This is a genomic window from Rhizobium sp. BK619 (assembly GCF_014195245.1).
Classification (GTDB): Bacteria; Pseudomonadota; Alphaproteobacteria; order Rhizobiales; family Rhizobiaceae; genus Rhizobium; species Rhizobium acidisoli.
Genome location: NZ_JACIBH010000011.1, coordinates 119,201 through 143,688, shown reverse-complemented (window position 1 = coordinate 143,688; position 24,488 = coordinate 119,201). Strand labels below are relative to the sequence as shown.

The following is a 24,488-nucleotide window of genomic DNA, read 5'->3' as shown; positions in this document are numbered from 1 at the left end:
AGATGATCGAAGTGTCCGGCCTTTCCGTGCGCCTTTCCGGCAAATCAATCATCAGCGATGTCGCCTTCACGGCCAAGGCCGGCGAGCTGACGGCGATTGCCGGGCCGAACGGCTCCGGCAAGACGACGACGATGAAAGCCATCTCCGGCGAGCTTGTCTATGGCGGCTCCGTGCGCATCGGCGGCGGCGAGGTGAAAGAGCTGAAACCTTGGCAGCTTGCCGCCCTTCGCGGCGTGCTGCCGCAGGCAAGCACCATCTCCTTTCCCTTCACCGTCCGCGAGATCGTCCGCATGGGCCTGACATCGGGCATCAACCTCAATCCCGACAAGGCCGAGCAGACGGCGGCCGCCGCACTTGCATCGGTCGACCTGACCGGCTTCGAAGCCCGTTTCTATCAGGAACTCTCCGGCGGCGAGCAGCAGCGCGTTCAGCTTGCCCGCGTGCTCTGCCAGATCGCCGAGCCTGTCGTCGATGGCAAACCCTGCTGGCTGCTGCTCGACGAGCCGGTCTCAAGTCTCGACATCAGCCACCAGCTGACGATCATGACGCTTGCCCGCAATTTCTGCGAACGCGGCGGCGGCGTCATCGCCGTCATGCATGATCTCAACCTGACGGCGCTCTTTGCTGACCGCCTCGTGCTGATGAAATCTGGCCGCCTCGCCGTTGCCGGCGGCATCGGTGACGTATTGACGGACGAGACCATGCTTTCGGTATTCGGCTGCGCGCTGCGGATCAACCAGGTACCGGCCGACGGCACGCCCTTCGTGCTCGCCCATAGCGCCGTTTCCCAGCGCTGACCACCCGCGCGGCGGAACTTTTGACCGCCCGGGGCGTTTTCGGCAGTGATTTGGGTCAATGCCGCGCGATATCTTTCACGCAACGGACGGTGGTGACCCCAGTGCGAAATAGGCGGGCTTGCGCGCGCCCCAGCCAATGGAGACAGCCATGAGCTATTCTATCTTCCAGTCCGGCCGCAGCCGCCGCAACGGCACCTTCCACAATCTGGAATCCGGCATCGAGGAGCAGGTCGAAGCGCTGCGCGACGAACTCGCGGAACTGACGCGCCTCGTCGGCAAGAATTCGCGTCACCAGAGCGAGAAAATCCGCAGCCACGCCGGCGCCGGTTATGAGGAACTGCTCAGCCGCAGCGAGGATCTCTTACGCGAATTGCAGCACGGCTATGAGCGCGGCACGACCGAAATGCGCGACACCGTGCGCAAACATCCGCTTGCAACCCTCGGCGCGGCTGCCGCTTTCGGCCTCGCCATCGCCTTCCTCGCCCGCCGCTGAGGAAGCGCGATGCTGTCGATCCTCAGTCTCGTGACGGGCGCAAGCGTGCACCGAACCGTTGCACGCGCCAAGCGCAATAGCATCTTTATCGCGCTCGCCGCGCTTTTTCTCCTCACCGCCTACGCGCTGGCCGTCACCGCCGGCGCTATCTGGCTCGCCGGCATTTACGGCGCGTTCGGCGCCGTTCTCTTCCTCGCCGCCTGCGCGCTGCTGATCGCCATCATCGCACTGGTGGTGATGGCGGTTATCAATGCCCGAGAAAAACGTCGCGCCCGCGAGCGCCGCGCGGCACTGGAATCCATGGCAGCAGTGGGGATCGGCCTGATCCGCTCTCAACCGCTGCTGACCGCCGGCATACTGGCGGCCATCGTCGCGGCCAATCTGGTGGGGTCGAAGCGGGAGGATTGATGGCTTGGACAAGGCGCCCCACCCTGACCTTTCACCAAAACCAGGGAGAAGACCACTCAATTGGTATGGGATGGATGCTTTAACGGTTCATCCCATCTCTCCAGCCTTCAGTTCCTGATGTCCGGAGCGGCGCGCGAAGTCCACTCATGCTTCGGCCGTTGAGCATCAAGCCGGAGGAGTCTGGGGCAGGCCAGAGCCGGATAGCTGCTCTCGAGACCGATTGCCAGCCCCTCGGGAGAGTTTTATCTCGAGTGGGTATAGGCATGCCACGTTGTCTGCGGTTTAACAGTTAGTGGACAACCGCTCATGAACGCCGTTACTGGCAGCGAGCATCGCAACCTCCTCCTCTTGCGCCAGTGAAAAAATTAGGCAAGGACGGTCGCCCATCCTCCCTCATTCCTGTGCCTGTCACAGGAATCCAGCCACGGCGCGTCCGCGCCGTGAATGAACCGAACCAATGGAAAAGTCTTTCGCGCCCAAGGACTTGGGCACACTGGATTCCTGTGACAGGCACAGGAGTAAGGGTGAAGAGGGGTGCCCTAATGGCGTCGGCCAAGCAGATGCTCGTTCTGCTCGACCAACCGACAACACCAAAAAAGCCAGCGCCCCAACAGGCAACCGGCTTCTCTATCACTTTCTCAGAAAGCAAACGCCTTCGACGTCAGCGGCGCCGAGGTGGCGTCGGGGCCGAAATCGGCTTCGCCTGATATCTGCAGCAATTCCTGCAGCCGCTGGCGGGCGCGGTTGACGCGGCTCTTGATGGTGCCGACGGCACAGCCGCAGATTTCGGCCGCTTCCTCGTAGGAAAAACCCGAGGCGCCGACGAGGATGATCGCCTCGCGCTGATCCGGCGGCAGCTGGTCCAGCGCCTTCTTGAAGTCCTGCAGATCGAGGGCGCCGTATTGCGAGGGGTGCATCGCCATCGATTCCGTGAACAGCCCGTCGCTGTCCTGGATCTCGCGGCCGCTCTTGCGCATCTGGCTATAGAGTTCGTTACGCAGGATCGTGAAGAGCCAGGCCTTCATATTGGTGCCCATCTCGAAATGATCCTGTTTGGCCCAGGCCTTCATGATGGTGTCCTGGACGAGATCATCGGCACGATCATGCCGCCCAATGAGCGAAATTGCGAAGGCGCGGAGACTTGGGAGGGCCGCCAGCAGTTCCCGCTTGAAGCTGGGTTGCGCTTTATCTTCCATGCGCATGATCCTATTCGGCCATCTTGGCAGAGGCCATCATTTCGGCATGGTCAAGCTTTTCGAGAAGGTCGAGAAAACGATCGGGAATCGCCTCCTCCTGCGCGGAGGCATAGAGCGACCGCAGCCTGACGCCGATCTGATTGTTCGGGTCCAGGATATCGCTTGCCCGCAGCTCCAGCTTGCGCTGATCGGCTGCTTCTTTCTTGCGTGTCGTCATCAATTCGTCTTCTCGCCAGTTATCTGTTGGGGCGTGCACGGGGCTGATTGCGATTTCAACCATCGACACCGAGCCTTCGCTTGTCGATGTCGCTGGCATATTTTGCTGGGTGGGTCAAAACGCTACGCCCTTTCTTCGTCGGCTTGATAATGCGGCGCGACAAAAAAAGTTCCTGCCGTTCCGGAACTTTTTTATCAAGGCGACGTTAACCGCTCATTGGAGCCAATGACCGGCCTGCATACGGGAGCACTTAATGACACTTTCCACTCGAATTGCGCCGCACCTTCCTTATCTGCGCCGCTATTCCCGCGCCCTTACCGGCACTCAGACTTCAGGCGACGCGTATGTCGCCGCCGTTCTCGAAGCTATCATCGCCGATCTCACCATTTTCCCGGATACGGCGAATGACCGGGTGGCACTCTACAAACTGTTTACACAATTGTTTGGTTCCACCGCCGTCCAGATTCCAGAGCCGACCTCGCCCTATGCCTGGGAACAGCGCGCCACCCTGAACCTTTCGAAGGTTTCGCCGGGCGCCAGACAAGCCTTCCTGCTCGCCTCCGTAGAGAATTTCCGCGTCGCCGAGATTGGCGAAATCCTGGAACTCGACGAACAGGATGTCATGCGTCTGCTCGACATGGCGTCGCAGGAGATTTCACGTCAGGTCGCCACCGATATCATGATCATCGAGGACGAACCGCTGATCGCCATGGATATCGAGCAAATGGTCGAAAGCCTCGGCCATCGCGTCACCGGCATTGCCCGCACCCATGCTGAGGCCGTGGCGCTCTACAACAAGACCAAGCCGAGCATGGTGCTGGCCGACATTCAGCTGGCCGACGGCAGCTCCGGCATCGACGCCGTCAACGACATTCTCAAGACCTCGAGCGTGCCGGTGATCTTCATTACCGCCTTCCCGGAAAGGCTTCTGACCGGCGAGCGCCCGGAACCGACTTTCCTTGTTACCAAGCCGTTCAACCCAGACATGGTCAAGGCATTGATCAGCCAAGCTCTTTTCTTCAACGAATCGACCAGAGTGGCTGCCTGAGACGCAATTTTCCGGCCTTCGGAACCAAATCGCCAAAGCAGACGTTCCGGTGCTACCGGGACGCTCCGCTGCTTTAACGGTTTTTGCAGCGCTTTGTTCTAAAGTTGACGGGCGGCGTCCCTATGGGCGCTTCCTTCAGCGACGTTCAAGATGTCACAAGGAAAGGCGGCCGAGTGAATACCACTGAACCATTATCCGGCATGCCTTTTACCTTCGAGGGCAAAGCCGCAATGATGGAACGTGCGCTCGGCAGCGCCGGGATTTCAATCCTCTGCCAGGATGACCGGCTGGCAATCTTCTATGCCGAGAATCTGCCGCCGCATTTCGCAGCACTCTTCACGCCGGGCGAAGGCGATGCCGCCCTGTTCGGCGATGCGCACGGCCGGTATCTGACGGCGCTGAAACACAAGGTGCTGGAAACCGGAATGCCAAATAATGCCGAGGTCGAGATCGACGTCGACGGCGAAATGCGCACCTATGAACTGAAGATCCAGCGCACCGGCAAACGCGGCACCCATGGACTTCTCTCGGTCATGGCGGAAGTCACCGAAAGCCGGCATCGTGAAAAAGTGCTGAAATCGCTGTTGCGCGAACTTTCGCACCGCTCCAAGAACCTTCTCGCCATCATCCAGGGCATCGCCACGCAGACGGCACGCAACACGCTCTCCCTCGACACTTTCCTTCTCAAATTCCGCGGAAGGCTGCAATCCCTGTCCAACTCGCAGGATCTGATCACCGATTCAAGCTGGCGCGGCGCCTATCTCTTCGAATTGGCCGAAAAGCAATTCGCTCCCTACTGGCCGGAAACGGCCGGCTCCATGCCGATCTACGGCATCAACGCCCATCTGACGCCGAACGCCGCCGTCCATCTCGGGCTCGCCCTCCACGAACTCATCGTCAACTCCGCCTCCTATGGCGCGATATCCGGTGGCGCCGCCTCGATCACCTTGAATTGCCGCGACGCCATGATCGGCGAGAAGAAGGCGATCGAAGTCACCTGGGCCGAGGTGCTGCAGAACCAGACGGAAGTCCACGAATTCAGCGACAACAGCTTCGGCCGCACCGTGCTCGAGCGTGTTGTACCCTCGTCGGTCAACGGCAAGGCGGAGCTCAACCTCGTTCCCGGCCGTATCGAATATCGGCTGACCATTCCGGAAACCGAATTCGAAATCTTCAAGCGCGTGTGAAAACCTGACACCTGGGAAACGGGACGGCCGAACGGAAAAACAGCCGGTGCGAGGGCGGCGCACCGGCTGTCTTCACTCACCGGGAGGGGACCGTGAGTACGTCCGGATAGTGGGTTGGGGGCGCGCATGTTGGGTCGATGCGATCACCATCCGGATATCGCAATAACGACGACCTCAGACATTGGTTCCCTCCACCCACAAAAAAATTCGACTTTTTTGTATCTTTTTTCGGATGTCCTTCTCCCGCCCCACGCACAACCGTTTCGCCGATGTGCACCTGTATAAATTAAGATGATAAAACAGACACTTGCCTCAACGTGCCGAAGGCAAGTCCGTCAAAATTTTACCGTTTGATAAATTTTTAAACCTGAGTTACGCTTTCCCTTACAGGCCGTTTACCAATAATGAGGGAACTTCAATGGAACGACTGGAAACTGGGATTCATGCCGGCCGGCTTTCGCCCGCCGAGTATGAGGCTAATTTTTCCGATCTTCATCCGCGCCTCGACAATCACGAGGCGCTGGTCGCCGCCGACCGCTGTTATTTCTGTTATGACGCGCCGTGCATGACGGCCTGTCCCACCTCGATCGACATTCCGCTGTTCATCCGCCAGATTTCGACCGGCAATCCGATCGGCTCGGCCAAGACGATCTTCGACCAGAACATCCTCGGCGGCATGTGCGCCCGCGTCTGTCCCACCGAAGAGCTCTGCGAACAGGCCTGCGTGCGCAACACTGCCGAAGAACGCCCTGTCGAGATCGGCCGCCTGCAGCGTTATGCAACCGATACCGCCATGCAGGCCGGCAGGCAGTTCTACGCCAGGGCCGAAGCATCAGGCAAGACGATCGCCGTCGTCGGCGCGGGCCCGGCCGGCCTTGCCGCCGCCCATCGACTGGCCGTGAAGGGCCATTCCGTCGTCATCTATGATGCCAGGGAAAAATCCGGCGGCCTCAACGAATACGGCATCGCCACCTATAAGACGGTCGACGATTTCGCCCAGGCGGAAGTCGACTATGTGCTTTCGATCGGCGGCATCGAGGTTCGCCACGGCACTCTTCTCGGCCGCGATTTTTCGCTTGCCGATCTGCAGGCGCAATATGACGCCGTCTTCATCGGCATCGGCCTTGCCGGCGTCAATGCGCTGCGCATCGACGGCGAGAATCTCGCCGGCGTCGACGACGCCGTCGATTTCATCGCCGCACTGCGCCAGGCCGAAGACAAGAGCCAGATCGCCATCGGCCGCCGTGTCGTCGTCCTCGGCGGCGGCATGACGGCGATCGACGCTGCCGTCCAGGCGAAGCTGCTCGGCGCCGAGGAGGTGACGATCTGTTACCGCCGCGGCAAGGAGCACATGAACGCCTCGGAATATGAGCAGGATCTGGCAAGCTCCAAGGGTGTTATCATCCGCCACTGGCTGGCGCCGAAATCGATCCTGTCGCAGGACGGCAAGGTCGCCGCCATCGAGGTGGAATACACGCGGATCCTCGAAGGCCGCCTGATCGGCACCGGCGAAACCGGCGTAATCGCCGCCGACCAGATCTTCAAGGCGATCGGCCAGAGCTTTGACGCCTCGGGCCTCGGTTCGTTGCGCATGGAATCCGGCCGCATTGCTGTCGATGCCGACGGCCACACCTCGCTCGACGGCGTCTGGGCCGGCGGCGACTGCGTCTTCGGCGGCGACGATCTCACGGTTTCCGCCGTCGCTCACGGCCGCGACGCGGCTGAATCCATCCATCGCACCCTCACCGCAGCCGCCGCTCCGGCTGTCGCGGTTGCTTGAAGGGGAGAATGAATCATGGCTGATCTCCGCAATAATTTCGTCGGCATCAAGTCCCCGAACCCGTTCTGGCTGGCCTCTGCGCCGCCGACCGACAAGGCTTATAACGTCGAGCGCGCCTTCAAGGCCGGCTGGGGCGGCGTAGTCTGGAAGACGCTCGGCGAGGAAGGCCCGCCTGTCGTCAACGTCAACGGTCCGCGCTACGGCGCGATCTTTGGCGCCGACCGCCGCCTGCTCGGCCTCAACAATATCGAGCTCATCACCGACCGCGACCTCTATACCAACCTGCGTGAAATGAAGCAGGTGAAGATGAACTGGCCGGACCGGGCGCTGATCGCCTCGATCATGGTGCCCTGTGAGGAGCAGGCCTGGAAGTCGATCCTGCCGCTCGTCGAAGAGACCGGCGCCGACGGCGTCGAACTCAATTTCGGCTGTCCGCACGGCATGTCGGAGCGAGGGATGGGCTCAGCCGTCGGCCAGGTGCCGGAATATATCGAAATGGTCGTGCGCTGGTGCAAGCAATACACCCGTATGCCCATTATCACCAAGCTGACGCCCAACATCACCGACGTTCGCCGTCCTGCCCGCGCCGCCAAGGCCGGCGGCACCGATGCCGTCTCGCTGATCAACACGATCAACTCGATCGTCTCGGTCGATCTCGACAACTTCGCCCCCAACCCGACGGTCGGCGGCAAGGGCAGCCATGGCGGCTATTGCGGCCCAGCGGTCAAGCCGATCGCCCTCAACATGGTGGCCGAGATCGCCCGCGATCCCGAAACCTACGGCCTGCCGATCTCCGGCATCGGCGGCATCACCACCTGGCGGGACGCCGCCGAATTCCTCGTTCTCGGCGCCGGCAACGTCCAGGTCTGCACAGCGGCGATGACCTACGGCTTCAAGATCGTGCAGGAAATGATTTCCGGCCTTTCTGACTGGATGGACGAAAAAGGCCATCGCAGCCTCGACGATATCACCGGCCGCGCCGTGCCCAACGTCACCGACTGGCAGTATCTGAACCTCAACTACATCGCCAAGGCGAAGATCGACCAGGACGCCTGCATCAAATGCGGCCGCTGCCACATCGCCTGCGAGGACACCTCGCATCAGGCGATCACCAACGTCGTCAACGGCCTGCGCCATTTCGAGGTGATCGAGGAAGAATGCGTCGGCTGCAATCTCTGCGTCAACGTCTGCCCGGTCGAGAACTGCATCACCATGGAGCCGCTTGCCGCCGGCACCCTCGACAAGCGCACCGGCCGCACCGTCGACCCGAACTACGCCAACTGGACGACACACCCGAACAACCCTATGGCCCGCCAGGCGGCGGAGTGATCGGCTTGCCACGCCGCGGAGAAGATCGCTCCGCGGCGTTGCGCTGAGCCGGCAATGGAGTTAGGGGGTTCATGCTGCACGATCGCAGCGTGTAACCGCAGAGGAGGCAGCCATGGCTCGCAAACACCTCACCGACTTCAGCTTTTGAGGTCACGTCGAAACGACGTAAATCCTTCCCGTCCGAAGCCCGGGTCAAGACCGGTTCGCAGATCGTTCATGGCGACGTCGAACTGATCGAAAAACTCGGCCGCAACGATCCCTGCCCCTGCGGTTCCAGGAGGCGGTTTCAAAAACTGCTGCCTGCAATCCGGCCGCTATGACGGCATCGAACGGGATCACTATTTTTAGAGACCGCGATTGAACGTGACGGCGCCCTCCATCGAAGGGCGCCGTCTATTATTGGATCACAGCTTGAAAGCCTTGACCTCATTGCCTCGCTCGATGGTCCGGTTGGCAATGAAGCGTCCGGATTTGACCGCCTCCTGCTTTTCAGCCTCGATTTGATGCAACATCGCTTCGAGACGCCGAAGCGCCAAGGCCTTGTTGCGGTGCTGCGAGCGTTCGTCACGCGCCGTCACCACCAGACCTGTCGGCCGGTGCAGAATACGAACGGCGCTGTCGGTCGTATTCTGATGCTGCCCGCCCGGCCCGCCTGCTCTCAGCGTCTCGAAACGCAGGTCGGCGGGATCGATCGTCACGCCACCGCCCTCCTGGCCGGGCTCGATACGCTGAACCGCAACGTACCAGTTCTGACGTTTGTGACCGGGACGCACCGGGCTCTTGAAGGTGAACCTGATCGAGCCGCAATAGCCGCTGGCAATCCGCTCCGCCTCGAGACCATCGAGGCTGACGATCGCCGACTTCGCACCGTGCCGATCCGGCATCGGACCGAGGCTCTTCTCGAAGCTGCAGCCAAGCCCGACCGCCTCGCGCTCGATGATGTCGAGAAGTGCGAAGAGCGCCATTCGACACTCCACCGGGCCGTTGCCCGACGTCACGAGAAGATCAATAGCGCTCATGGCCGCGTCCTCCTTCCCGGCGATATTCAGGCTTTCGACGACGCTGTTCGACCTCCGCCTCGTCAACCGCCTTCTTGAAGGTGACAAGCGGCCGCAAGCTGGCGAGGCCGACGATGAGCCCCGCCTTTTCGAGATCGTCCACCACCTGTCCGGCATCCTTGTAGGCCGACGCCGCTTCTTCGACGACGAGGGCGCGATCGTCGCAGATGGCGATACCGCCCCATGAATTGCGCAGCAGCTGTTCGCGTTCGGACCGGTTGCGGCCGACCCGCCCATGCATGGTGGCGCGGTCATATTTGCGGCCGGCCCCATGAGAGATGCCGCCGAGCGAATGACCAACGTCGGCACTCGCGACAACCACATGGCTGAGGCTTGCCCGAGATCCCGCAACCGGCGCGAGTTCGCCGGGTGCGACGGCCGCAGAGCCCTTATAATGCACAAACCCGCGATCTGAGCGACGAACGAGGTTGTGCGGTATATCGGTGATGAGGCGCAGATCGGCGCGAAGTGCTGCAGCAGCCCGAGCTGCAATCAGCCGCCGGTTTAGCGATGCCCAGGCAACGCAGCGATCATGGCTCGCAAGCCAGGCAGCGCCTACCTCCGAACCGGGATCGAGGCCGGCGGCAAGTCCCGAATGAGCGGCCAAGGTCTGCGAGAAGACCGTGGCGCCAAGGGCGCGTGAGCCGGAATGAACGAGCAGGTAAAGGCCCTGATCGTCGAGACCGGCAGCCCGCCCGCCCTCGGCAACATTTTCCATCGCCTGCAACTCGCAGAAATGGTTGCCGCCGCCGATCGTGCCCAAGGCATCGGGGGCGAGATCGGCAGGCAGTCCGATTTCGGCGAGCCACTCGCGGCCTTCTCCGATTGCCTGTGTGTCAAGCCGGCGAAGCCGCTCAGCCGCCTTGTCGATCTTCAGCTTGCGCAGCGGCAGATCGAGGCCGAACAGCGACATACCGCAGCCGATATCGTTGCCGATCAGCAGCGGATGCAGCCGAGATGACAGCAGGGCGACGCCGGTCGCACCATATTTGCCGGGATGCAGATCCGGAAAGGCGGCGATCTCCAAAACACCCGGCAGTCGGGACATCTCGTCGAGCTGGTCCAAGGCAGCACCTTCGATCCAGGCAGAACCGGAAAAGAAACGATTGATGACCGCCGGATCCGACGCCGACGTCATCGGGGAGCTTTCGCTCCCGATAGAATTGCCCATGATAATGAACTCTGGATATGAGTGGTCTTTCATCACCGGAAACGGCGATGTTCAACCGGCATACGTCAGCCATTGGCTGAGTTAAGCCGAAACCCTCTCGGGGCGTGCGGAGATAGTCGTCATCGTGGCGCTCCCTTTATCCAGAACAATAGAGAGCGCCCGTTTAGGCGAAGTAAAGCATAAATGCAAGCATAAGATGCCTCAGCCGCCGAACGACTTCCGATAGGCATGCGGGCTCGTTCCCAGCCGCCTGCGGAAATGGTGGCGCATTGTCGCCAGAGTGCCGAAGCCGCTTGATATCGCGATGTCGTCGAGCGATATCGCAAGCTCTTTCTCGAGAAGGTCGCGGGCATGGCGCAGCCGCTCCTTCAGCAGCCATTCGCCGACGCTGAGACCCGTCGTCGCTTCGAAGCGGCGCTGGAAAGTGCGCATGCTCATGCCCGCTCTTTTCGCAAGCAGCCTGATCGGCTGCTCCTGCGAAAGGCTTTCGCGCATCCATTCGATCAATGGGCCGAGACGGATGCCCTCACGCTCTTCCGGAACCGGGGCGCTGATGAACTGCGCCTGCCCTCCTTCGCGGTGCGGCGGCACGACGAGGCGGCGGGCGACGCTGTTTGCGGCCTCCGAGCCGAAATCGCCGCGCACCACATGCAGGCAGAGATCGATGCCGGCGGCACTGCCCGCCGCCGTCAACAGGCTGCCCTCATCGATGTAGAGAACGCCGGCATCGAGCGCGATATCGGGATAACGAGCGGCGATCGAGGCGACATAACGCCAATGCGTCGTCGCCTTGCGGTTGGCAAGCAATCCGGATCCGGCCAGAACCGCAACGCCGGAGCAGAGCGACATGATGCGCGCGCCGCGCTGATGCGCTGCCCGGAGCGCCTCGGCGAGCGGCTCGGGCACCGGTGCGTCGATCGCCCGCCAGCCCGGTACGACGATCAGATCCGCCTCTTCAAGTATTTCTAATCCCTTGTCGACCGCCACCGTCAGCCCGCCGGCGGCGCGAAGCGGCCCCGGCTCGATGCCGCAGACCGAGAAGCGATACCAGCCTTCGCCCATCTCCGGGCGCGGCAGGCCGAAGACCTCGTAGGCGATGCCGAATTCGAAGGTGCAGAGCCCGTCATAGGCAAGGGCTGTGACCAACGGTCCTTTCGTCTGCTGTGGTGATAAGTTTGGCATGATCTTTACGCTGTCGGTCATGATGGCCAATTTCGCAAATCTCTAGCATCGGCGATACCAGGCGGCAACTCCAACATGGAAAGGAAAGACCGATGCCAAGCCCCGTCGCTGAAATCCCTGCAGCCGCGCCTGATCTCGCCGCCGCCCACTATGCCGCCAAGCTCGCCTTCGAAACCGATTGCTCGGATGTCCATGCCGCCTTTGCCGGCGCCAAGGTCGATTTCATCCTCCTCGACGTGCGCACCCCGGCGCTGTTTGCGCAGTCCCACGTGCCCGGCGCGATCAATCTGCCTCACGGCAAGATGACCGCCCACCGCATGTCGGAATGGCCAACGGACACCCTCTTCGTCGTCTATTGCGCCGGTCCCCATTGCAACGGCGCCGACAAGGCCGCTTTCCGCCTCGCCAAGCTCGGCCTCAAGGCCAAGCTGATGATCGGCGGCATGACCGGCTGGGCCGACGAGGGCCTGACCTTCGAAAGTTCGGCCATGGCCGCCGAATAGGAGGTGATGCCCGTTCATCGGGCGGCGAGACAGAAATTGAGGGAAGCCCATGTTTTTCTATGGGTTTCCCTGGAAATACCAGGATGCTGCAATATATCGCTAGTTCATCCTCACAAGAACGGCATCTTATGCCGTATTCCTTAGAACACGGTCCGCATGTCACTTCGCAGCGTGCTTCGCGCACAAACAGCAGATTGCCACGCCGAGGTCGACAAGCTTTTCGGCACGTTCGACCTCTCACATAGACAGCAGTATGGAATTTTTCTGCGCGCCCATGCCCGAGTCGTGCCGGCGACTGAAAATGCCCTTGAGGAAGCCGGCATTGCCCGCCTGCTGCCCGACTGGCCGGAACGACGGCGCACGCAGTTGCTGTTGGCCGATATCCGGAAACTCGGCGATCCATTGCCCCCGCTGCTTCCGCCGCCGGCATTGCACGGCGAGGCAGCGCTCTGGGGCGCCCTCTACGTGCTCGAAGGCTCCAAGCTCGGGGGCGCCCTGCTTGCCAAATCCGTGCCCGATCACCTGCCCGGCAGCTACCTCACACCGCAAGGTCCGAAGGGCGCCACGAGGATCTTCATGGATCGTCTCGATGCCAGCGGTATAGACGATCCCGCCGCCGCCATTTCCGCAGCCCGTGATGTTTTCGGCCTGTTTTTGAAAGCCGGGCAACTCGAACTGGAAGCCGTCCCATGAGCGGCACCTTTGAACCCGTCGATTTGACCAATTGCGACCGCGAGCCGATCCATCAGCTTGGATCGGTTCAACCCTTCGGCTTTCTGCTGGCGATATCCTCGGACTGGATTGTCACACGCGCCTCGGCAAATCTGGCGGAGTTCCTCGCAATTACCCAGGCCGACGCGCTCGGTCGTCCTGTCACCTCGCTGATCACGCCAGAGTCGCTCCACACAATCCGCAACAAGCTGACCACGCTGCGCGGTTCCGACGTCGTCGAACGCATTTTCGGCATTGCCCTGACATCAGCTCAGGACAGGTTCGATATTGCCGTGCACATGAGTGACAGCGGGGTCATCATCGAAGGCGAGCACTGTCAGGAAGACAGGCACGACGCCCCCTCCCTTTCCATGCGCAGCATGATGTCCCGTCTCGACCACACAGAGACGATGGAGGCTTTCTTTCGCGACGGGGCAAGACAGGCGCGCGCCCTGACCGGCTTCGATCGGGTCATGGTCTACCGCTTCGACGACAGCGGCTCCGGCGAAGTCGTGGCCGAAGCGGCCCGGGCCGGCATCGGCTCGTTCCTCGGATTGCACTATCCGGCATCCGACATTCCGGTGCAGGCGCGGGCACTCTATCTGCGCAACCTGTTCCGCATCATTGCCGATGTCGACGCCGCTCCGGTCCCGATCCTCCCGCAGCTCAACGAGAATGGACAGCCGCTCGATCTCTCCATGTCGGTGTTGCGTTCGGTCTCGCCGATCCACATCGAATATTTGAAGAACATGGGCGTCGGCGCCTCGCTCTCCATATCGATCGTCGTCGACGGCAAGCTCTGGGGCCTGTTTGCCTGCCATCATTACGGTCCGCGCCTACCCTCGGCGCAAAGCCGCTCCACCGCCGAACTGTTCGGCCAGATGTTTGCGTCACGCCTTGAAAGCCGCGAACGGCGGCTGGCGCTTGACTATGAGACTAAGGCGCGCCGGATCGCCGACCGGCTTCTCACCTCCGTCGCCGACAATGCCAGCCTGCTCGACGATCCGGCCTGGCTGATCGAAGCGCTCGCCGACGCCATTCCTGCCGACGGCATCGGCGTTTGGATCAACGGCCGGCTGGCGCTTGCCGGCATCGGGCCGAATGAGAGAAGCTTCGCAACCCTTGTCCGCCATCTCAACCGCAATGCCGCCGGCCGCATCTATGCCGTCGACAGGCTCGCCGAGACCTATCCGGATCTCGAACTCGACGAAGCGGTGGCGGGCATGCTCGCCATCCCGATCTCGCGCTCGCCGCGCGACTATGTCGTGCTTTTCCGCCAGGAGCTGGTGCGCACCGTCCGCTGGGGCGGCGACCCGCACAAGCCGGTTGAATACGGCCCCAATGGCCCGCGGCTGACGCCGCGCAAGAGTTTCGACGCCTGGTCGGAACTGGTGCGCGGCCGCTCCCTGCCCTTCACGGAGGCCGAGCGCCGTGTCGCCGAAACGATCCGCATCACGCTGATCGAAGTGGTATTGCGCCTCACCGACGAGGCCAGCATGGCGCGCCAGGCCGCCAACGAGCGCCAGGAACTGCTGATCGCCGAACTGAACCATCGTGTCCGCAACATACTGAGCCTGATTACCGGCATCATTCGGCAATCGCAGGCGACGTCGGTCAGCGTTGGCGACTACATCCGTCAGATCGAGGGCCGCGTTCAGTCGCTGGCCCGCGCGCATGACCAGATCACCCGCGATCATTGGGCGCCGGCGTCGCTGCGGCAATTGCTGCTGGCCGAGACGGCCGCCTATCTCGGCAAAAACGCCCAGCGTATTCAGATGCGCGGAGCGGACGTGTTGCTGGAGCCGCAAGCCTTCTCCACCGCAGCCCTTGTTTTCCATGAGCTGATGACCAACAGCGCCAAATATGGCAGCCTTTCCGGCACCGGCAGCGGCACCGTCCAACTCGGTTGGCACCGCGATGACGAAGGCAATCTGCACATCGACTGGCGCGAAAAGGATGGTCCGCCGGTCGTCGAGCCCAAACGCCACGGCTTCGGTTCGACGATCATCCGCCGCTCGATTCCCTATGACCTCGGCGGCAAGGCGGACGTTCGCTACAACAGAGATGGGGTCGAAGCAGATTTCTCCATTCCGGCCCGATATGTTGTCACAGCGACGAGCGAACGGTCAGATCCGGCTGCGGGTGGCACGGCCGATCATAAGCCGATTGCCGGCGATCATCGGCCGCTCTCCGGCCTGACGGTGCTGCTGGTGGAAAACAACCTGATCATCGCGATGGATGGGGAGGATATTCTGCGCCGCCTCGGCGCCGACGTGGCAACGGCGCCCAGTGTCGCCGAGGCGATGGAAATCCTGGCCGGCCAGTCCTTTGACCTGGCGCTTCTCGACGTCAATCTCGGCGATGAGACGAGTTTCGGAATTGCCGACCGGCTGGCAGCCGAAGGCGTGCCCTTCGCTTTTGCTACAGGCTATGGGGAAGGCATTGCCCAGGCAAACAGCCACTCGGACGCGCCCGTGCTGCAGAAGCCCTATACGATGGACGGTGTGACGGACACCCTCGCTCGCCTGCCCGTTTTGAACAAGCAATAAACGTCAGCTCTCAGAGCGATCCGGGCGCAGCCCGCCGATGAAGAGCTGTTCCAGAAACCGCGCCGCATCCTCGAAGCGCCCCTCGCCGGAATGCTCCTGCCCGAGCACCGCACGCACCTGCACGTCGAAATCCGCGTAATGCTGCGTCGTCGACCAGATGGAGAAGATCAGGTGGTAGGGATCACATTTGGCGATCTTGCCTGATTTCGTCCAGGCGCGGATGACCTCCGCCTTCTCGTCGACCAGTTCCTTCAGCGGCCCCTTCAGCTCGTCCTCGATATGCGGCGCGCCCTGCAGCACCTCATTGGCGAAGAGCCGGCTTTCACGCGGAAAATCGCGGGCCATCTCCAGCTTGCGTCTGATGTAGCTGCGGATTTCCTCTTCCGGATTGCCCTCGGCGTCGAAGGCGCGCAACGGCTCCAGCCAGGTGTAGAGCACCCGGTCGATCAGCGCCCGATGCATCGCTTCCTTGGTGCGGAAATAATAGAGCAGGTTCGGTTTCGACATGCCGGCCACTTCGGCGATCTGGTCGATGGTCGAGCCGCGAAAGCCGCTTGCCGAAAACACGTCGAGCGCCGCCTCCAGGATCTGCTCTTCCTTCTCCTCCTGAATTCGCGTCCGCCTCAGGGTTTTCGCTGCTCTCGGTATGGTCACAGGCTGTCGTTTCCCCTTGAAATTCAACTTCTTCGCTCAAGTTTTGGCAGGAGGCGACCCTGCCGCTTTCTTGAGCAACTGCCCGTATTTTTATCGGCAATTTTCGTGATTTTCGTCTTGAGCCCGGCGGTGGAAGTTGTAATGTTTACCAATCGGTCAAATTATCCGCCAGATGAAAAACAAAGGCAACTGGCGATTTTCCGGCGCTCGACAAAAGCAATAAGAGGCGTTGGAATAGACCACGGGAACAGGCGGGCATGCCACTTCGCATGGCTGCCGCAAACAGGTGAGGGCTTGAAGAATGGTGGCAGCACCAGGCGAAAACATGCGCGTCAATGGCGACCGTCTCTGGGACAGTCTCATGGACATGGCGAAGATCGGCCCCGGCATTGCGGGCGGCAACAATCGCCAGACGCTGACGGATTCGGATGCCGAGGGCCGAAGCCTTTTCAAGACATGGTGCGACGAAGCGGACCTCACCATGGGCATCGACCAGATGGGCACGATGTTCGCCACCCGCCCCGGCACCGATCCCGATGCCCTGCCCGTCTATGTCGGTTCGCATCTCGACACCCAGCCGACCGGCGGCAAATATGACGGCGTGCTCGGCGTGCTGGCGGCCCTCGAAGTCGTGCGCACCATGAACGATCTCGGCATCAAGACCAAACATCCCATTGTCGTCACCAATTGGACGAACGAGGAAGGCGCACGTTTTGCCCCGGCCATGCTGGCCTCAGGCGTCTTCGCCGGCGTGCACAGCCTCGACTTTGCCTATAATCGCAAGGATCCCGAGGGCAATCTCTTCGGTGACGAACTAAAACGCATCGGCTGGCTCGGCGACGAAGAGGTCGGTGCCCGCAAGATGCACGCCTATTTCGAATATCACATCGAGCAGGGCCCGATCCTCGAGGCCGAAGACAAGCAGATCGGCGTCGTCACCCACTGTCAGGGCCTCTGGTGGCTGGAATTCACGCTGACCGGCAAGGAAGCTCATACCGGCTCGACGCCGATGAACATGCGCGTCAATGCCGGCCTTGCCATGGCGCGCATCCTGGAAATGGTTCAAGGTGTCGCGATGGGCGAGCAGCCGGGCGCCGTCGGCGGTGTCGGCCAGGTGTTCTTCTCGCCGAATTCGCGCAACGTGCTGCCCGGCAAAGTCGTCTTCACCGTCGACATCCGCTCGCCCGACAAGGCCAAGCTCGACCGCATGCGGGCAAAGATCGAGGCGGAAGCGCCAAAAATCTGCGATGCGCTGGGTGTCGGCTGTTCCGTCGAGGCAATCGGCCATTTCGCGCCTGTTACCTTCGACGAAAAGCTCGTCACCTCGGTCCGCTCCGCCGCCGAACGCCTCGGCTACAGCCACATGAACCTCATCTCCGGCGCCGGCCACGACGCCTGCTGGGCCGCCAAGGTCGCCCCTGCAACGATGGTCATGTGCCCCTGCTTTGGCGGGTTGTCACACAACGAGGCGGAAGAGATCTCCAAGGAATGGGCGACAGCGGGTGCGGATGTGTTGTTTCATGCGGTGGTGGAGACGGCGGAGATTGTTCCGTGACCATCGATCTGGACGCAGATCTGGACAGGATGAGCCATCCCGACCTGCTATCGGCGGCGCGAGCCATGCGCCACGCAATCCGCAGCCACCGGGACACGTCGGGCCACGAACTCTGTTGGCATCATCCCGATCTGTGGTCGCTCCTGCCGGACACCCCGACGGGCGGACAGATCGTGCCTCATTGGCCTCAATTCATGCGCGGTTGCATCCGCTATCGTCAGTCATTGGATAAACAGCTTGCGCAGGCACCGCGCAGCGACAGGGAGTTCGGAGAATGAGCACGGTCATCAAGAACGGCACCATCGTCACCGCCGACCTGACCTACAAGGCTGACGTCAAGATCGACGGCGGCAAGATTATCGAGATTGGTCCGAACCTCTCGGGCGACGAGACGCTGGACGCCTCCGGCTGTTATGTCATGCCGGGTGGTATCGATCCGCACACCCATCTCGAAATGCCCTTCATGGGCACCTATTCCTCCGACGATTTCGAGAGCGGCACGCGCGCCGCCCTTTCCGGCGGCACCACCATGGTGGTCGATTTTGCCCTCCCTGCCCCCGGCCAGTCGCTGCTCGAAGCGCTGACCATGTGGGATAACAAGTCGACGCGGGCCAATTGCGACTATTCCTTCCACATGGCGGTTACCTGGTGGAGCGAGCAGGTCTTCAAAGAGATGGAGACCATCGTCCGCGACAAGGGCATCAACACCTTCAAGCACTTCATGGCCTATAAGGGTGCGCTGATGGTCGACGACGACGAGATGTTCGCCTCGTTCCAGCGCTGCGCCGAACTCGGCGCGCTGCCGCTGGTGCACGCCGAAAACGGCGATGTCGTCGCCTCGATGTCGGCAAAGCTGCTCGCCGAAGGCAACAACGGTCCCGAGGCGCATGCCTATTCCCGCCCTGCCGAGGTAGAGGGCGAGGCCACCAACCGCGCCATCATGATCGCCGACATGGCCGGCTGCCCGGTCTATATCGTCCATACCTCCTGCGAGCAGGCGCATGAAGCGATCCGCCGGGCCCGTGCCAAGGGCATGCGTGTCTACGGCGAACCGCTGATCCAGCACCTGACGCTCGACGAGAGCGAATATTCCAATCCAGACTGGGACCACGCCGCCCGCCGCGTGATGTCACCGCCGTTCCGCAACAAGCAGCACCAGGACAGTCTCTGGGCCGGGCTTGCCTCCGGCTCGCTGCAGGTGGTCGCTACCGACCATTGCGCCTTCACCACGGCGCAGAAGCGTTTCGGCGTCGGTGATTTCACCAAGATCCCGAACGGCACCGGCGGCCTTGAAGACCGCATGCCGATGCTCTGGACCCGCGGCGTCAACACCGGCCGGCTGACGATGAACGAGTTCGTCGCCGTGACCTCGACCAACATCGCCAAGATCCTCAACATCTATCCGAAGAAAGGCGCGATCCTCGTCGGCGCCGATGCCGATATCGTCGTCTGGGATCCGAAGCGGTCAAAAACCATCTCGTCCAAGAGCCAGCAGTCGGCGATCGACTACAACGTCTTCGAAGGCAAGGAAGTGACCGGCCTGCCGCGCTACACGCTGACGCGCGGCGTCGTCGCTATCGAGGAAAGCACCATCAAGACCCAAGAGGGCCATGGTGAATTCGTCCGGCGCGAACCGGTGACGGCCGTCAGCAGGGCACTCTCCACCTGGAAGGAGATCACCGCCCCGCGCAAGGTGACGCGCAGCGGAATTCCGGCGACCGGCGTGTGACGATGTTCCATGACCAACCGGCCATCAACCGGAGAACGGCGCCTTCATGTCGATGACCTCATGCCGGCACCAGCGCATCCAACTCCGGCAGCAGCACGACGCTTTCCTGCTCGTTGGGATCGGTGCGGGCGATGATCGCCGTGCACGGCGTGCTGCTGAGGTTTGCCGGCATATGCGGCACGCCGGCCGGGATGTAGAAGAGTTCGCCGGCATGGACGACGACGTGCTGCTCGAGCCGGTCTCCGTACCAGGTATGAGCCTCGCCGGAGAGCATGTAGATCGCCGTCTCATGCGCCTCGTGCAGATGCGCCTTGGCGCGCACGCCGGGCGGGATCGTCAGCAGGTGCATGCAGATGCCCTTGGCGCCCACCGTCTCGGCCGCGATCCCTTGAAAATAGCTGAGCCCCTGCTTGCCGTCATAGGCATGGTTGGGCCGAACGATGTGGCAGGTGGGTTTTGATGTCGCGTCCATTCTCTTCCTCCATAAAATGTGCCGCCGGCAGGGCCTGTGGCGATGGTAACATGCAAACCGCCTCCCCGCGGCGAAAACAAGAACGGTCGCATTGATGCAAGCACCCTCCGTCGTATCCGCCAAGGATCTCTGTCTCACCTACCAGGCGAATGACGGCCCGGTGAGGGCTCTGAGCGATGTCAATCTCGATGTCCGCAAGGGCGATTTCGTCTCTTTCATCGGCCCGTCCGGCTGCGGAAAGACCACCTTCCTGCGTGTCATCGCCGATCTCGAAAAGAGCACTTCGGGCGAGATTTCGATCAACGGCATGACGCCGGAAGAAGCCCGCAAGGCCCGCGCCTACGGCTATGTCTTCCAGGCACCGGCGCTCTATCCCTGGCGCACCATCGAAAACAATATTGCCCTGCCGTTGGAGATCATGGGTTATTCCAGCGCCGACCGGACGAGGCGCATCGCCGAGTCGCTCGATCTTGTCAGCCTCACCGGCTTCGAGAAGAAATTTCCCTGGCAGCTCTCCGGCGGCATGCAGCAGCGCGCCTCGATCGCCCGCGCGCTGGCCTTCGATGCCGACCTGCTGCTGATGGATGAGCCCTTCGGCGCGTTGGACGAGATCGTCCGCGACCATCTGAACGAAGAACTGCTGAAACTCTGGGCCCGCACCAACAAGACCATCTGTTTCGTTACCCATTCTATCCCCGAGGCAGTCTACCTCTCGACCAAGATCGTGGTGATGTCGCCGCGCCCCGGCCGCGTCACCGACGTAATCGACTCGCCCCTGCCGGCCGAACGCCCACTCGACATCCGCGACACCCCCGAGTTTCTGGAGATCGCCCACCGAGTCCGCGAGGGGCTGAGGACGGGGCATAGTCATGAGATTTAGGCGGTTGAGTTCGAGGTTTACCCCCCTCTGCCCTGCCGGGCATCTCCCCCACAAGGGGGGAGATCGATATGCCGAACCGGCTTCCCCAAACAACGAAAGATCCCCGATCCAGCATCGGATCAAGTGGGACAGACGCACCATCCTCTTGCCGATCTCCCCCCTTGTGGGGGAGATGCCCGGCAGGGCAGAGGGGGGTAGCTACACACTCAACGCCAATACCTGGGGGCGGTTGCTGTGAAACCCGACACCTTCAAAAACAAGATCGTTCCCGTCACCACCATTCTGCTCGCCCTCATCGCCATCTGGTATGTCGCAGCCGTGCTGATGAACGCGCCGTTCCAGCGCGATATGGACAGCCGCGCCGGCGCCACACCGACGACCATCGAATTCATCGGCAAGACGCTGGCGCAGCCGAAGCCGATCTTGCCGGCGCCGCATCAGGTGGCGCAAAACGTCTATGAGAACACCGTCCTGCGCAGCCTTTCGAGCAATCGCAGCCTAATCTATCACAGCTGGGTGACGCTCTCCTCCACCCTGCTGGGCTTCGGTTTCGGCATGCTGCTCGGCATTCTTCTTGCGGTGCTGATCGTGCATAACCGCGCCATGGACCGCTCGCTGATGCCCTGGCTGGTAGCGAGCCAGACCATCCCGATCCTCGCCATCGCGCCGATGATCGTCATCATCTCCTACAATGTGCTGACCGGCGATAATGCGCTTGCGCATCTGTTAAACCTCGATTCCGACGCCTCCCGCCTCGTCTCCAAGGCGCTGATTTCCACCTACCTTTCCTTCTTTCCCGTCGCCGTCGGCATGGTGAAGGGCTTGCGGTCACCTGAGATCATGCATCTCGACCTGATGCGCACCTATTATGCGAGCCCCATGCAGACCTTCTGGAAGTTGCGGGTTCCGGCCTCGATCCCCTTCCTCTTCACCTCGATGAAGGTCGCAATCGCCGCCAGCCTCGTCGGCGCCATCGTCGGCGAGCTGCCGACTGGTGCGGTTGCCGGTATCGGCTCGAAGCTGCTGGCCGGTTCCTATTACAGCCAGACCATCGATATCTGGGCGGCTCTCGTCGCCGGGTCGCTGCTGGCGGGCATCCTGGTTGCGATCGTCGGCCTTGCGGCGAAGATCGTCGACCGTGCCATGGGCGGGAGGCCGGCATGAGACATCTGACCTTCTCCTGGCAGGGCGTGACCGCCCTCCTCTTCTGCATGGCAGCGCTTGTCACCCTGCCGCTTCTGGCCGAAGGTGCGGCGCAACCCTTCACCGACGGCACGGCAAGCCTCGTCTTCACCATCGTCGTTGCGGCTGCCCTGCTGTCCTTTGCGCCGCAACCGGCGGCCTATCGCGCCACAGTGCTGTTCATCGGCGCGCATGGCGCCGCCTGGATGCTGCTTTCCGCTCTCTCCGGCAATGAGGGCATGGCGACGCGGGCTTATTTCCTGCTGCTGTTTTCCTGCTGGCTGCTTGCCTGGCGATGCGTCACCGAGTTGTCGAAACTGCAGCCCGTCACTGCTTTCGGCAAATCGGCGCTCCAGCTGCTGATCCCGGCGATCTTCGGCGCCTGGATCCTCATCCTCTGGGAAGCCGCGACGCGCGGCGCCGGCATTCCCTTCATCATCCTGCCGCCGCCGAGCGCCATCGGTGCCCGTATCATGGCCTCCCTGCCTATCCTCGGTGCCGATGTCAGGCAGACGATCTTCAAGGCGGTGCTGATCGGTTATATCGTCGGCTGCCTCAGCGGCTTTGCCGTCGCGGTGCTGGCCGACCGCATCACCTTCCTCCGCCGCGGCCTCCTGCCGATCGGCAACATGGTGTCGGCCCTGCCGATCATCGGCGTCGCGCCGGTGATGGTCATGTGGTTCGGCTTCGACTGGCCGTCGAAAGCCGCCGTCGTCATCATCATGACCTTCTTCCCGATGCTGGTGAATACCGTCGCCGGCCTTGCCGCCTCCGGCAGCATGGAGCGCGATCTGATGCGCACCTACGCCTCGAGCGACTGGCAAACACTGCTCAAGCTCAAGCTTCCGGCCGCCATGCCCTTCATTTTCAACGCACTGAAGATCAACTCGACGCTGGCGCTGATTGGTGCCATCGTTGCCGAATTCTTCGGAACGCCGATCGTCGGCATGGGCTTCCGCATCTCCACCGAGATCGGCCGCATGAATGTCGACATGGTTTGGGCGGAAATTGCCATCGCGGCGCTGGCCGGATCGATCTTTTATGGCATCATCGCCCTGACCGAACGGGCGGTGACGTTTTGGCATCCGTCTATCCGTGGTGGCTAGGCGCGCACGGGCTTCGCAAATGGGGTTCGGGCATAACTTCAGAGGGTAAGGATAAGAAAATGAAAAAGTTGATGGTTGCAATGATGGCGAGCGCGATGACGCTTGCCGCTGCCCAGGCGATGGCCGCCGACAAGGTGGTGCTGCAGCTGAAATGGGTCACGCAGAGCCAGTTCGGCGGTTATTACGTCGCCAAGGACAAGGGCTTCTATAAGGAAGAAGGCCTCGACGTCGATATCAAGCCGGGCGGCCCCGATATCGCCCCCGAGCAGGTGATCGCCGGCGGCGGCGCCGATGTCATCGTCGATTGGATGGGCGGTGCCCTGGTTGCCCGCGAAAAGGGCGTTCCGCTCGTCAACATCGCCCAGCCCTACCAGAAATCGGGCCTGGAAATGATTTGCCGCAAGGATGGCCCGGTCAAGACCGAAGCCGACTTCAAGGGCCACACGCTCGGTGTCTGGTTCTTCGGCAACGAATATCCTTTCTTCGCCTGGATGAACAAGCTGGGTCTCTCGACGGAAGGCGGCGCGAACGGCGTCACCGTGCTGAAGCAGAGCTTCGACGTGCAGCCGCTCGTCCAGAAGCAGGCCGACTGTATCTCTGTGATGACCTACAATGAATACTGGCAGGCGATCGATGCCGGTTTCAAGCCGGAGGAACTGACGGTCTTCAACTATACGCAAATGGGCAACGACCTCTTGGAAGACGGCCTCTATGCGATGGAAGACAAGCTGAAGGACCCGGCCTTCAAGGAGAAGATGGTCAAGTTCGTCCGCGCCTCGATGAAGGGCTGGAAATATGCGACCGAAAACCCCGACGAAGCCGCCGAGATCGTGATGGACAACGGTGGCCAGGACGACAACCACCAGAAACGGATGATGGGCGAAGTCGCCAAGCTGGTTGGTGACGGCTCAGGCAAGCTGGACGAAGCGCTCTATGCCCGCACCACAAAGGCGCTGCTCGACCAGAAGATCATCAACAAGGAGCCCTCCGGCGCCTGGACGCACGACATTACTGACGCCGCATCCAAATAATCGTCGCAAACAATGCAAAAACGAAACGCGCGGGAGATCTCCGCGCGTTTCTTTTATCCGCCTGATAAAAAACGCCTTGCAACTGTCGCATTTGTCGGGCGTCAAACGTCATGGGGGAAGAAGCAGGATCAATCATCGTCATGTTCACATAACCCTCCGGTGATTGATTCAGGTTTCGATGGTAATTATTATCGGCTCATGGGGAATTGTTTTCTGCCGGGCTTGCATATCGAGCAAATCGATACCAACT

General features: G+C 61.6%; 25 protein-coding genes. 18 read left to right on the top strand and 7 right to left on the bottom strand.

The genetic code is table 11. From position 1 onward, the window contains the following. Nucleotides 1-2 precede the first annotated feature (2 nt). From FHX14_RS21505 to FHX14_RS21495, 3 genes are all read left to right on the top strand, one after another. Nucleotides 3-797: a heme ABC transporter ATP-binding protein gene (locus FHX14_RS21505; RefSeq protein WP_184378725.1), complete on the top strand. Its 795-nt coding sequence runs from the start codon at nucleotides 3-5 to the stop codon at nucleotides 795-797. Nucleotides 798-945: 148 nt separating this feature from the next. Beyond that, a complete protein-coding gene (locus FHX14_RS21500) occupies nucleotides 946-1,290 on the top strand; it encodes a DUF883 family protein (protein ID WP_184378577.1) in 345 nt (114 codons plus the stop codon). A gap of 9 nt (nucleotides 1,291-1,299) precedes the next feature. Continuing rightward, entirely contained in the window at nucleotides 1,300-1,698 is a 399-nt protein-coding gene (locus FHX14_RS21495) for a hypothetical protein (protein ID WP_184378575.1), read from the top strand. Nucleotides 1,699-2,336: 638 nt separating this feature from the next. On the opposite strand, the gene FHX14_RS21490 is transcribed toward FHX14_RS21495, so the two are convergent. Then, nucleotides 2,337-2,894 (bottom strand): RNA polymerase sigma factor, encoded by a 558-nt coding sequence (locus FHX14_RS21490; protein ID WP_003565924.1) that lies wholly within the window; start codon nucleotides 2,892-2,894, stop codon nucleotides 2,337-2,339. A 10-nt stretch (nucleotides 2,895-2,904) separates the two neighbouring features. After that, the gene (locus FHX14_RS21485) at nucleotides 2,905-3,111 is read right to left on the bottom strand and encodes a NepR family anti-sigma factor (RefSeq protein ID WP_007630755.1); all 207 of its coding nucleotides are present in this window, start codon (nucleotides 3,109-3,111) and stop codon (nucleotides 2,905-2,907) included. A 253-nt stretch (nucleotides 3,112-3,364) separates the two neighbouring features. Here FHX14_RS21485 and FHX14_RS21480 point away from each other — a divergent pair, with 253 nt between their 5' ends. The 5 genes from FHX14_RS21480 to FHX14_RS33400 all read left to right on the top strand — a co-directional run bounded on the left by FHX14_RS21480 (nucleotide 3,365) and on the right by FHX14_RS33400 (nucleotide 8,775). After that, a complete protein-coding gene (locus FHX14_RS21480) occupies nucleotides 3,365-4,159 on the top strand; it encodes a response regulator (RefSeq protein ID WP_003581798.1) in 795 nt (264 codons plus the stop codon). Nucleotides 4,160-4,359: 200 nt separating this feature from the next. Further along, the gene (locus FHX14_RS21475) at nucleotides 4,360-5,346 is read left to right on the top strand and encodes a sensor histidine kinase (protein WP_037073482.1); all 987 of its coding nucleotides are present in this window, start codon (nucleotides 4,360-4,362) and stop codon (nucleotides 5,344-5,346) included. 418 nt (nucleotides 5,347-5,764) lie between these two features. Then, complete coding sequence (locus FHX14_RS21470) at nucleotides 5,765-7,126, top strand: NAD(P)-dependent oxidoreductase (protein ID WP_003590618.1); 1,362 nt, start codon at nucleotides 5,765-5,767, stop codon at nucleotides 7,124-7,126. Between the two features lie 15 nt (nucleotides 7,127-7,141). Then, on the top strand, nucleotides 7,142-8,455 hold the full coding sequence (gene preA / locus FHX14_RS21465; protein ID WP_003590617.1) for an NAD-dependent dihydropyrimidine dehydrogenase subunit PreA: 1,314 nt from the start codon (nucleotides 7,142-7,144) through the stop codon (nucleotides 8,453-8,455). Nucleotides 8,456-8,664: 209 nt separating this feature from the next. Continuing rightward, the gene (locus tag FHX14_RS33400; RefSeq protein WP_348646609.1) at nucleotides 8,665-8,775 is read left to right on the top strand and encodes an SEC-C metal-binding domain-containing protein; all 111 of its coding nucleotides are present in this window, start codon (nucleotides 8,665-8,667) and stop codon (nucleotides 8,773-8,775) included. Between the two features lie 84 nt (nucleotides 8,776-8,859). Here FHX14_RS33400 and prfH read toward each other — a convergent pair whose 3' ends face one another. The 3 genes from prfH to ftrA all read right to left on the bottom strand — a co-directional run bounded on the left by prfH (nucleotide 8,860) and on the right by ftrA (nucleotide 11,887). Beyond that, nucleotides 8,860-9,474 (bottom strand): peptide chain release factor H, encoded by a 615-nt coding sequence (gene prfH / locus FHX14_RS21455; RefSeq protein ID WP_183696350.1) that lies wholly within the window; start codon nucleotides 9,472-9,474, stop codon nucleotides 8,860-8,862. Next, entirely contained in the window at nucleotides 9,461-10,651 is a 1,191-nt protein-coding gene (locus tag FHX14_RS21450) for an RNA ligase RtcB family protein (RefSeq protein ID WP_246713425.1), read from the bottom strand. Before FHX14_RS21450 ends, prfH begins: the two co-directional genes overlap by 14 nt. Before the next feature lie 234 nt (nucleotides 10,652-10,885). After that, nucleotides 10,886-11,887, bottom strand: a complete 1,002-nt coding sequence (gene ftrA / locus FHX14_RS21445; RefSeq protein WP_184378571.1) for a transcriptional regulator FtrA — start codon at nucleotides 11,885-11,887, stop codon at nucleotides 10,886-10,888. Nucleotides 11,888-11,958: 71 nt separating this feature from the next. On the opposite strand from ftrA, the gene FHX14_RS21440 reads away from it, so the two are divergent. The 3 genes from FHX14_RS21440 (at nucleotide 11,959) to FHX14_RS21430 (ending at nucleotide 15,629) form a co-directional block, all read left to right on the top strand. Beyond that, on the top strand, nucleotides 11,959-12,369 hold the full coding sequence (locus FHX14_RS21440) for a rhodanese-like domain-containing protein (protein WP_184378569.1): 411 nt from the start codon (nucleotides 11,959-11,961) through the stop codon (nucleotides 12,367-12,369). A gap of 156 nt (nucleotides 12,370-12,525) precedes the next feature. Next, nucleotides 12,526-13,062 (top strand): biliverdin-producing heme oxygenase, encoded by a 537-nt coding sequence (locus FHX14_RS21435; protein WP_184378567.1) that lies wholly within the window; start codon nucleotides 12,526-12,528, stop codon nucleotides 13,060-13,062. Next, entirely contained in the window at nucleotides 13,059-15,629 is a 2,571-nt protein-coding gene (locus FHX14_RS21430; protein WP_184378565.1) for an HWE histidine kinase domain-containing protein, read from the top strand. The genes FHX14_RS21435 and FHX14_RS21430 overlap by 4 nt, the downstream gene beginning before the upstream one ends. 3 nt (nucleotides 15,630-15,632) lie before the next feature. Here the strand turns inward: FHX14_RS21430 and FHX14_RS21425 are convergent, their stop codons facing one another. After that, nucleotides 15,633-16,310: a TetR family transcriptional regulator C-terminal domain-containing protein gene (locus FHX14_RS21425; protein ID WP_003590606.1), complete on the bottom strand. Its 678-nt coding sequence runs from the start codon at nucleotides 16,308-16,310 to the stop codon at nucleotides 15,633-15,635. Nucleotides 16,311-16,584: 274 nt separating this feature from the next. On the opposite strand from FHX14_RS21425, the gene FHX14_RS21420 reads away from it, so the two are divergent. From FHX14_RS21420 to hydA, 3 genes are read left to right on the top strand one after another with little or no spacing between them, the layout of a single operon-like run. Beyond that, complete coding sequence (locus FHX14_RS21420) at nucleotides 16,585-17,838, top strand: Zn-dependent hydrolase (RefSeq protein ID WP_184378563.1); 1,254 nt, start codon at nucleotides 16,585-16,587, stop codon at nucleotides 17,836-17,838. After that, the gene (locus tag FHX14_RS21415) at nucleotides 17,835-18,116 is read left to right on the top strand and encodes a hypothetical protein (protein ID WP_184378561.1); all 282 of its coding nucleotides are present in this window, start codon (nucleotides 17,835-17,837) and stop codon (nucleotides 18,114-18,116) included. Before FHX14_RS21420 ends, FHX14_RS21415 begins: the two co-directional genes overlap by 4 nt. Next, on the top strand, nucleotides 18,113-19,567 hold the full coding sequence (hydA, locus tag FHX14_RS21410; RefSeq protein ID WP_184378559.1) for a dihydropyrimidinase: 1,455 nt from the start codon (nucleotides 18,113-18,115) through the stop codon (nucleotides 19,565-19,567). Before FHX14_RS21415 ends, hydA begins: the two co-directional genes overlap by 4 nt. Before the next feature lie 58 nt (nucleotides 19,568-19,625). On the opposite strand, the gene FHX14_RS21405 is transcribed toward hydA, so the two are convergent. Beyond that, nucleotides 19,626-20,039, bottom strand: coding sequence for a cupin domain-containing protein (locus tag FHX14_RS21405; RefSeq protein ID WP_003590597.1), 414 nt, complete (start codon nucleotides 20,037-20,039; stop codon nucleotides 19,626-19,628). 94 nt (nucleotides 20,040-20,133) lie between these two features. Here FHX14_RS21405 and FHX14_RS21400 point away from each other — a divergent pair, with 94 nt between their 5' ends. The 4 genes from FHX14_RS21400 to FHX14_RS21385 all read left to right on the top strand — a co-directional run bounded on the left by FHX14_RS21400 (nucleotide 20,134) and on the right by FHX14_RS21385 (nucleotide 24,238). Beyond that, nucleotides 20,134-20,919, top strand: coding sequence for an ABC transporter ATP-binding protein (locus tag FHX14_RS21400; RefSeq protein ID WP_003590595.1), 786 nt, complete (start codon nucleotides 20,134-20,136; stop codon nucleotides 20,917-20,919). Nucleotides 20,920-21,153: 234 nt separating this feature from the next. After that, nucleotides 21,154-22,083, top strand: coding sequence for an ABC transporter permease (locus tag FHX14_RS21395; protein ID WP_184378557.1), 930 nt, complete (start codon nucleotides 21,154-21,156; stop codon nucleotides 22,081-22,083). Beyond that, nucleotides 22,080-23,207: an ABC transporter permease gene (locus FHX14_RS21390; protein ID WP_003590589.1), complete on the top strand. Its 1,128-nt coding sequence runs from the start codon at nucleotides 22,080-22,082 to the stop codon at nucleotides 23,205-23,207. The genes FHX14_RS21395 and FHX14_RS21390 overlap by 4 nt, the downstream gene beginning before the upstream one ends. A gap of 59 nt (nucleotides 23,208-23,266) precedes the next feature. Further along, the gene (locus tag FHX14_RS21385) at nucleotides 23,267-24,238 is read left to right on the top strand and encodes an ABC transporter substrate-binding protein (RefSeq protein WP_184378556.1); all 972 of its coding nucleotides are present in this window, start codon (nucleotides 23,267-23,269) and stop codon (nucleotides 24,236-24,238) included. Nucleotides 24,239-24,488 lie beyond the last annotated feature (250 nt).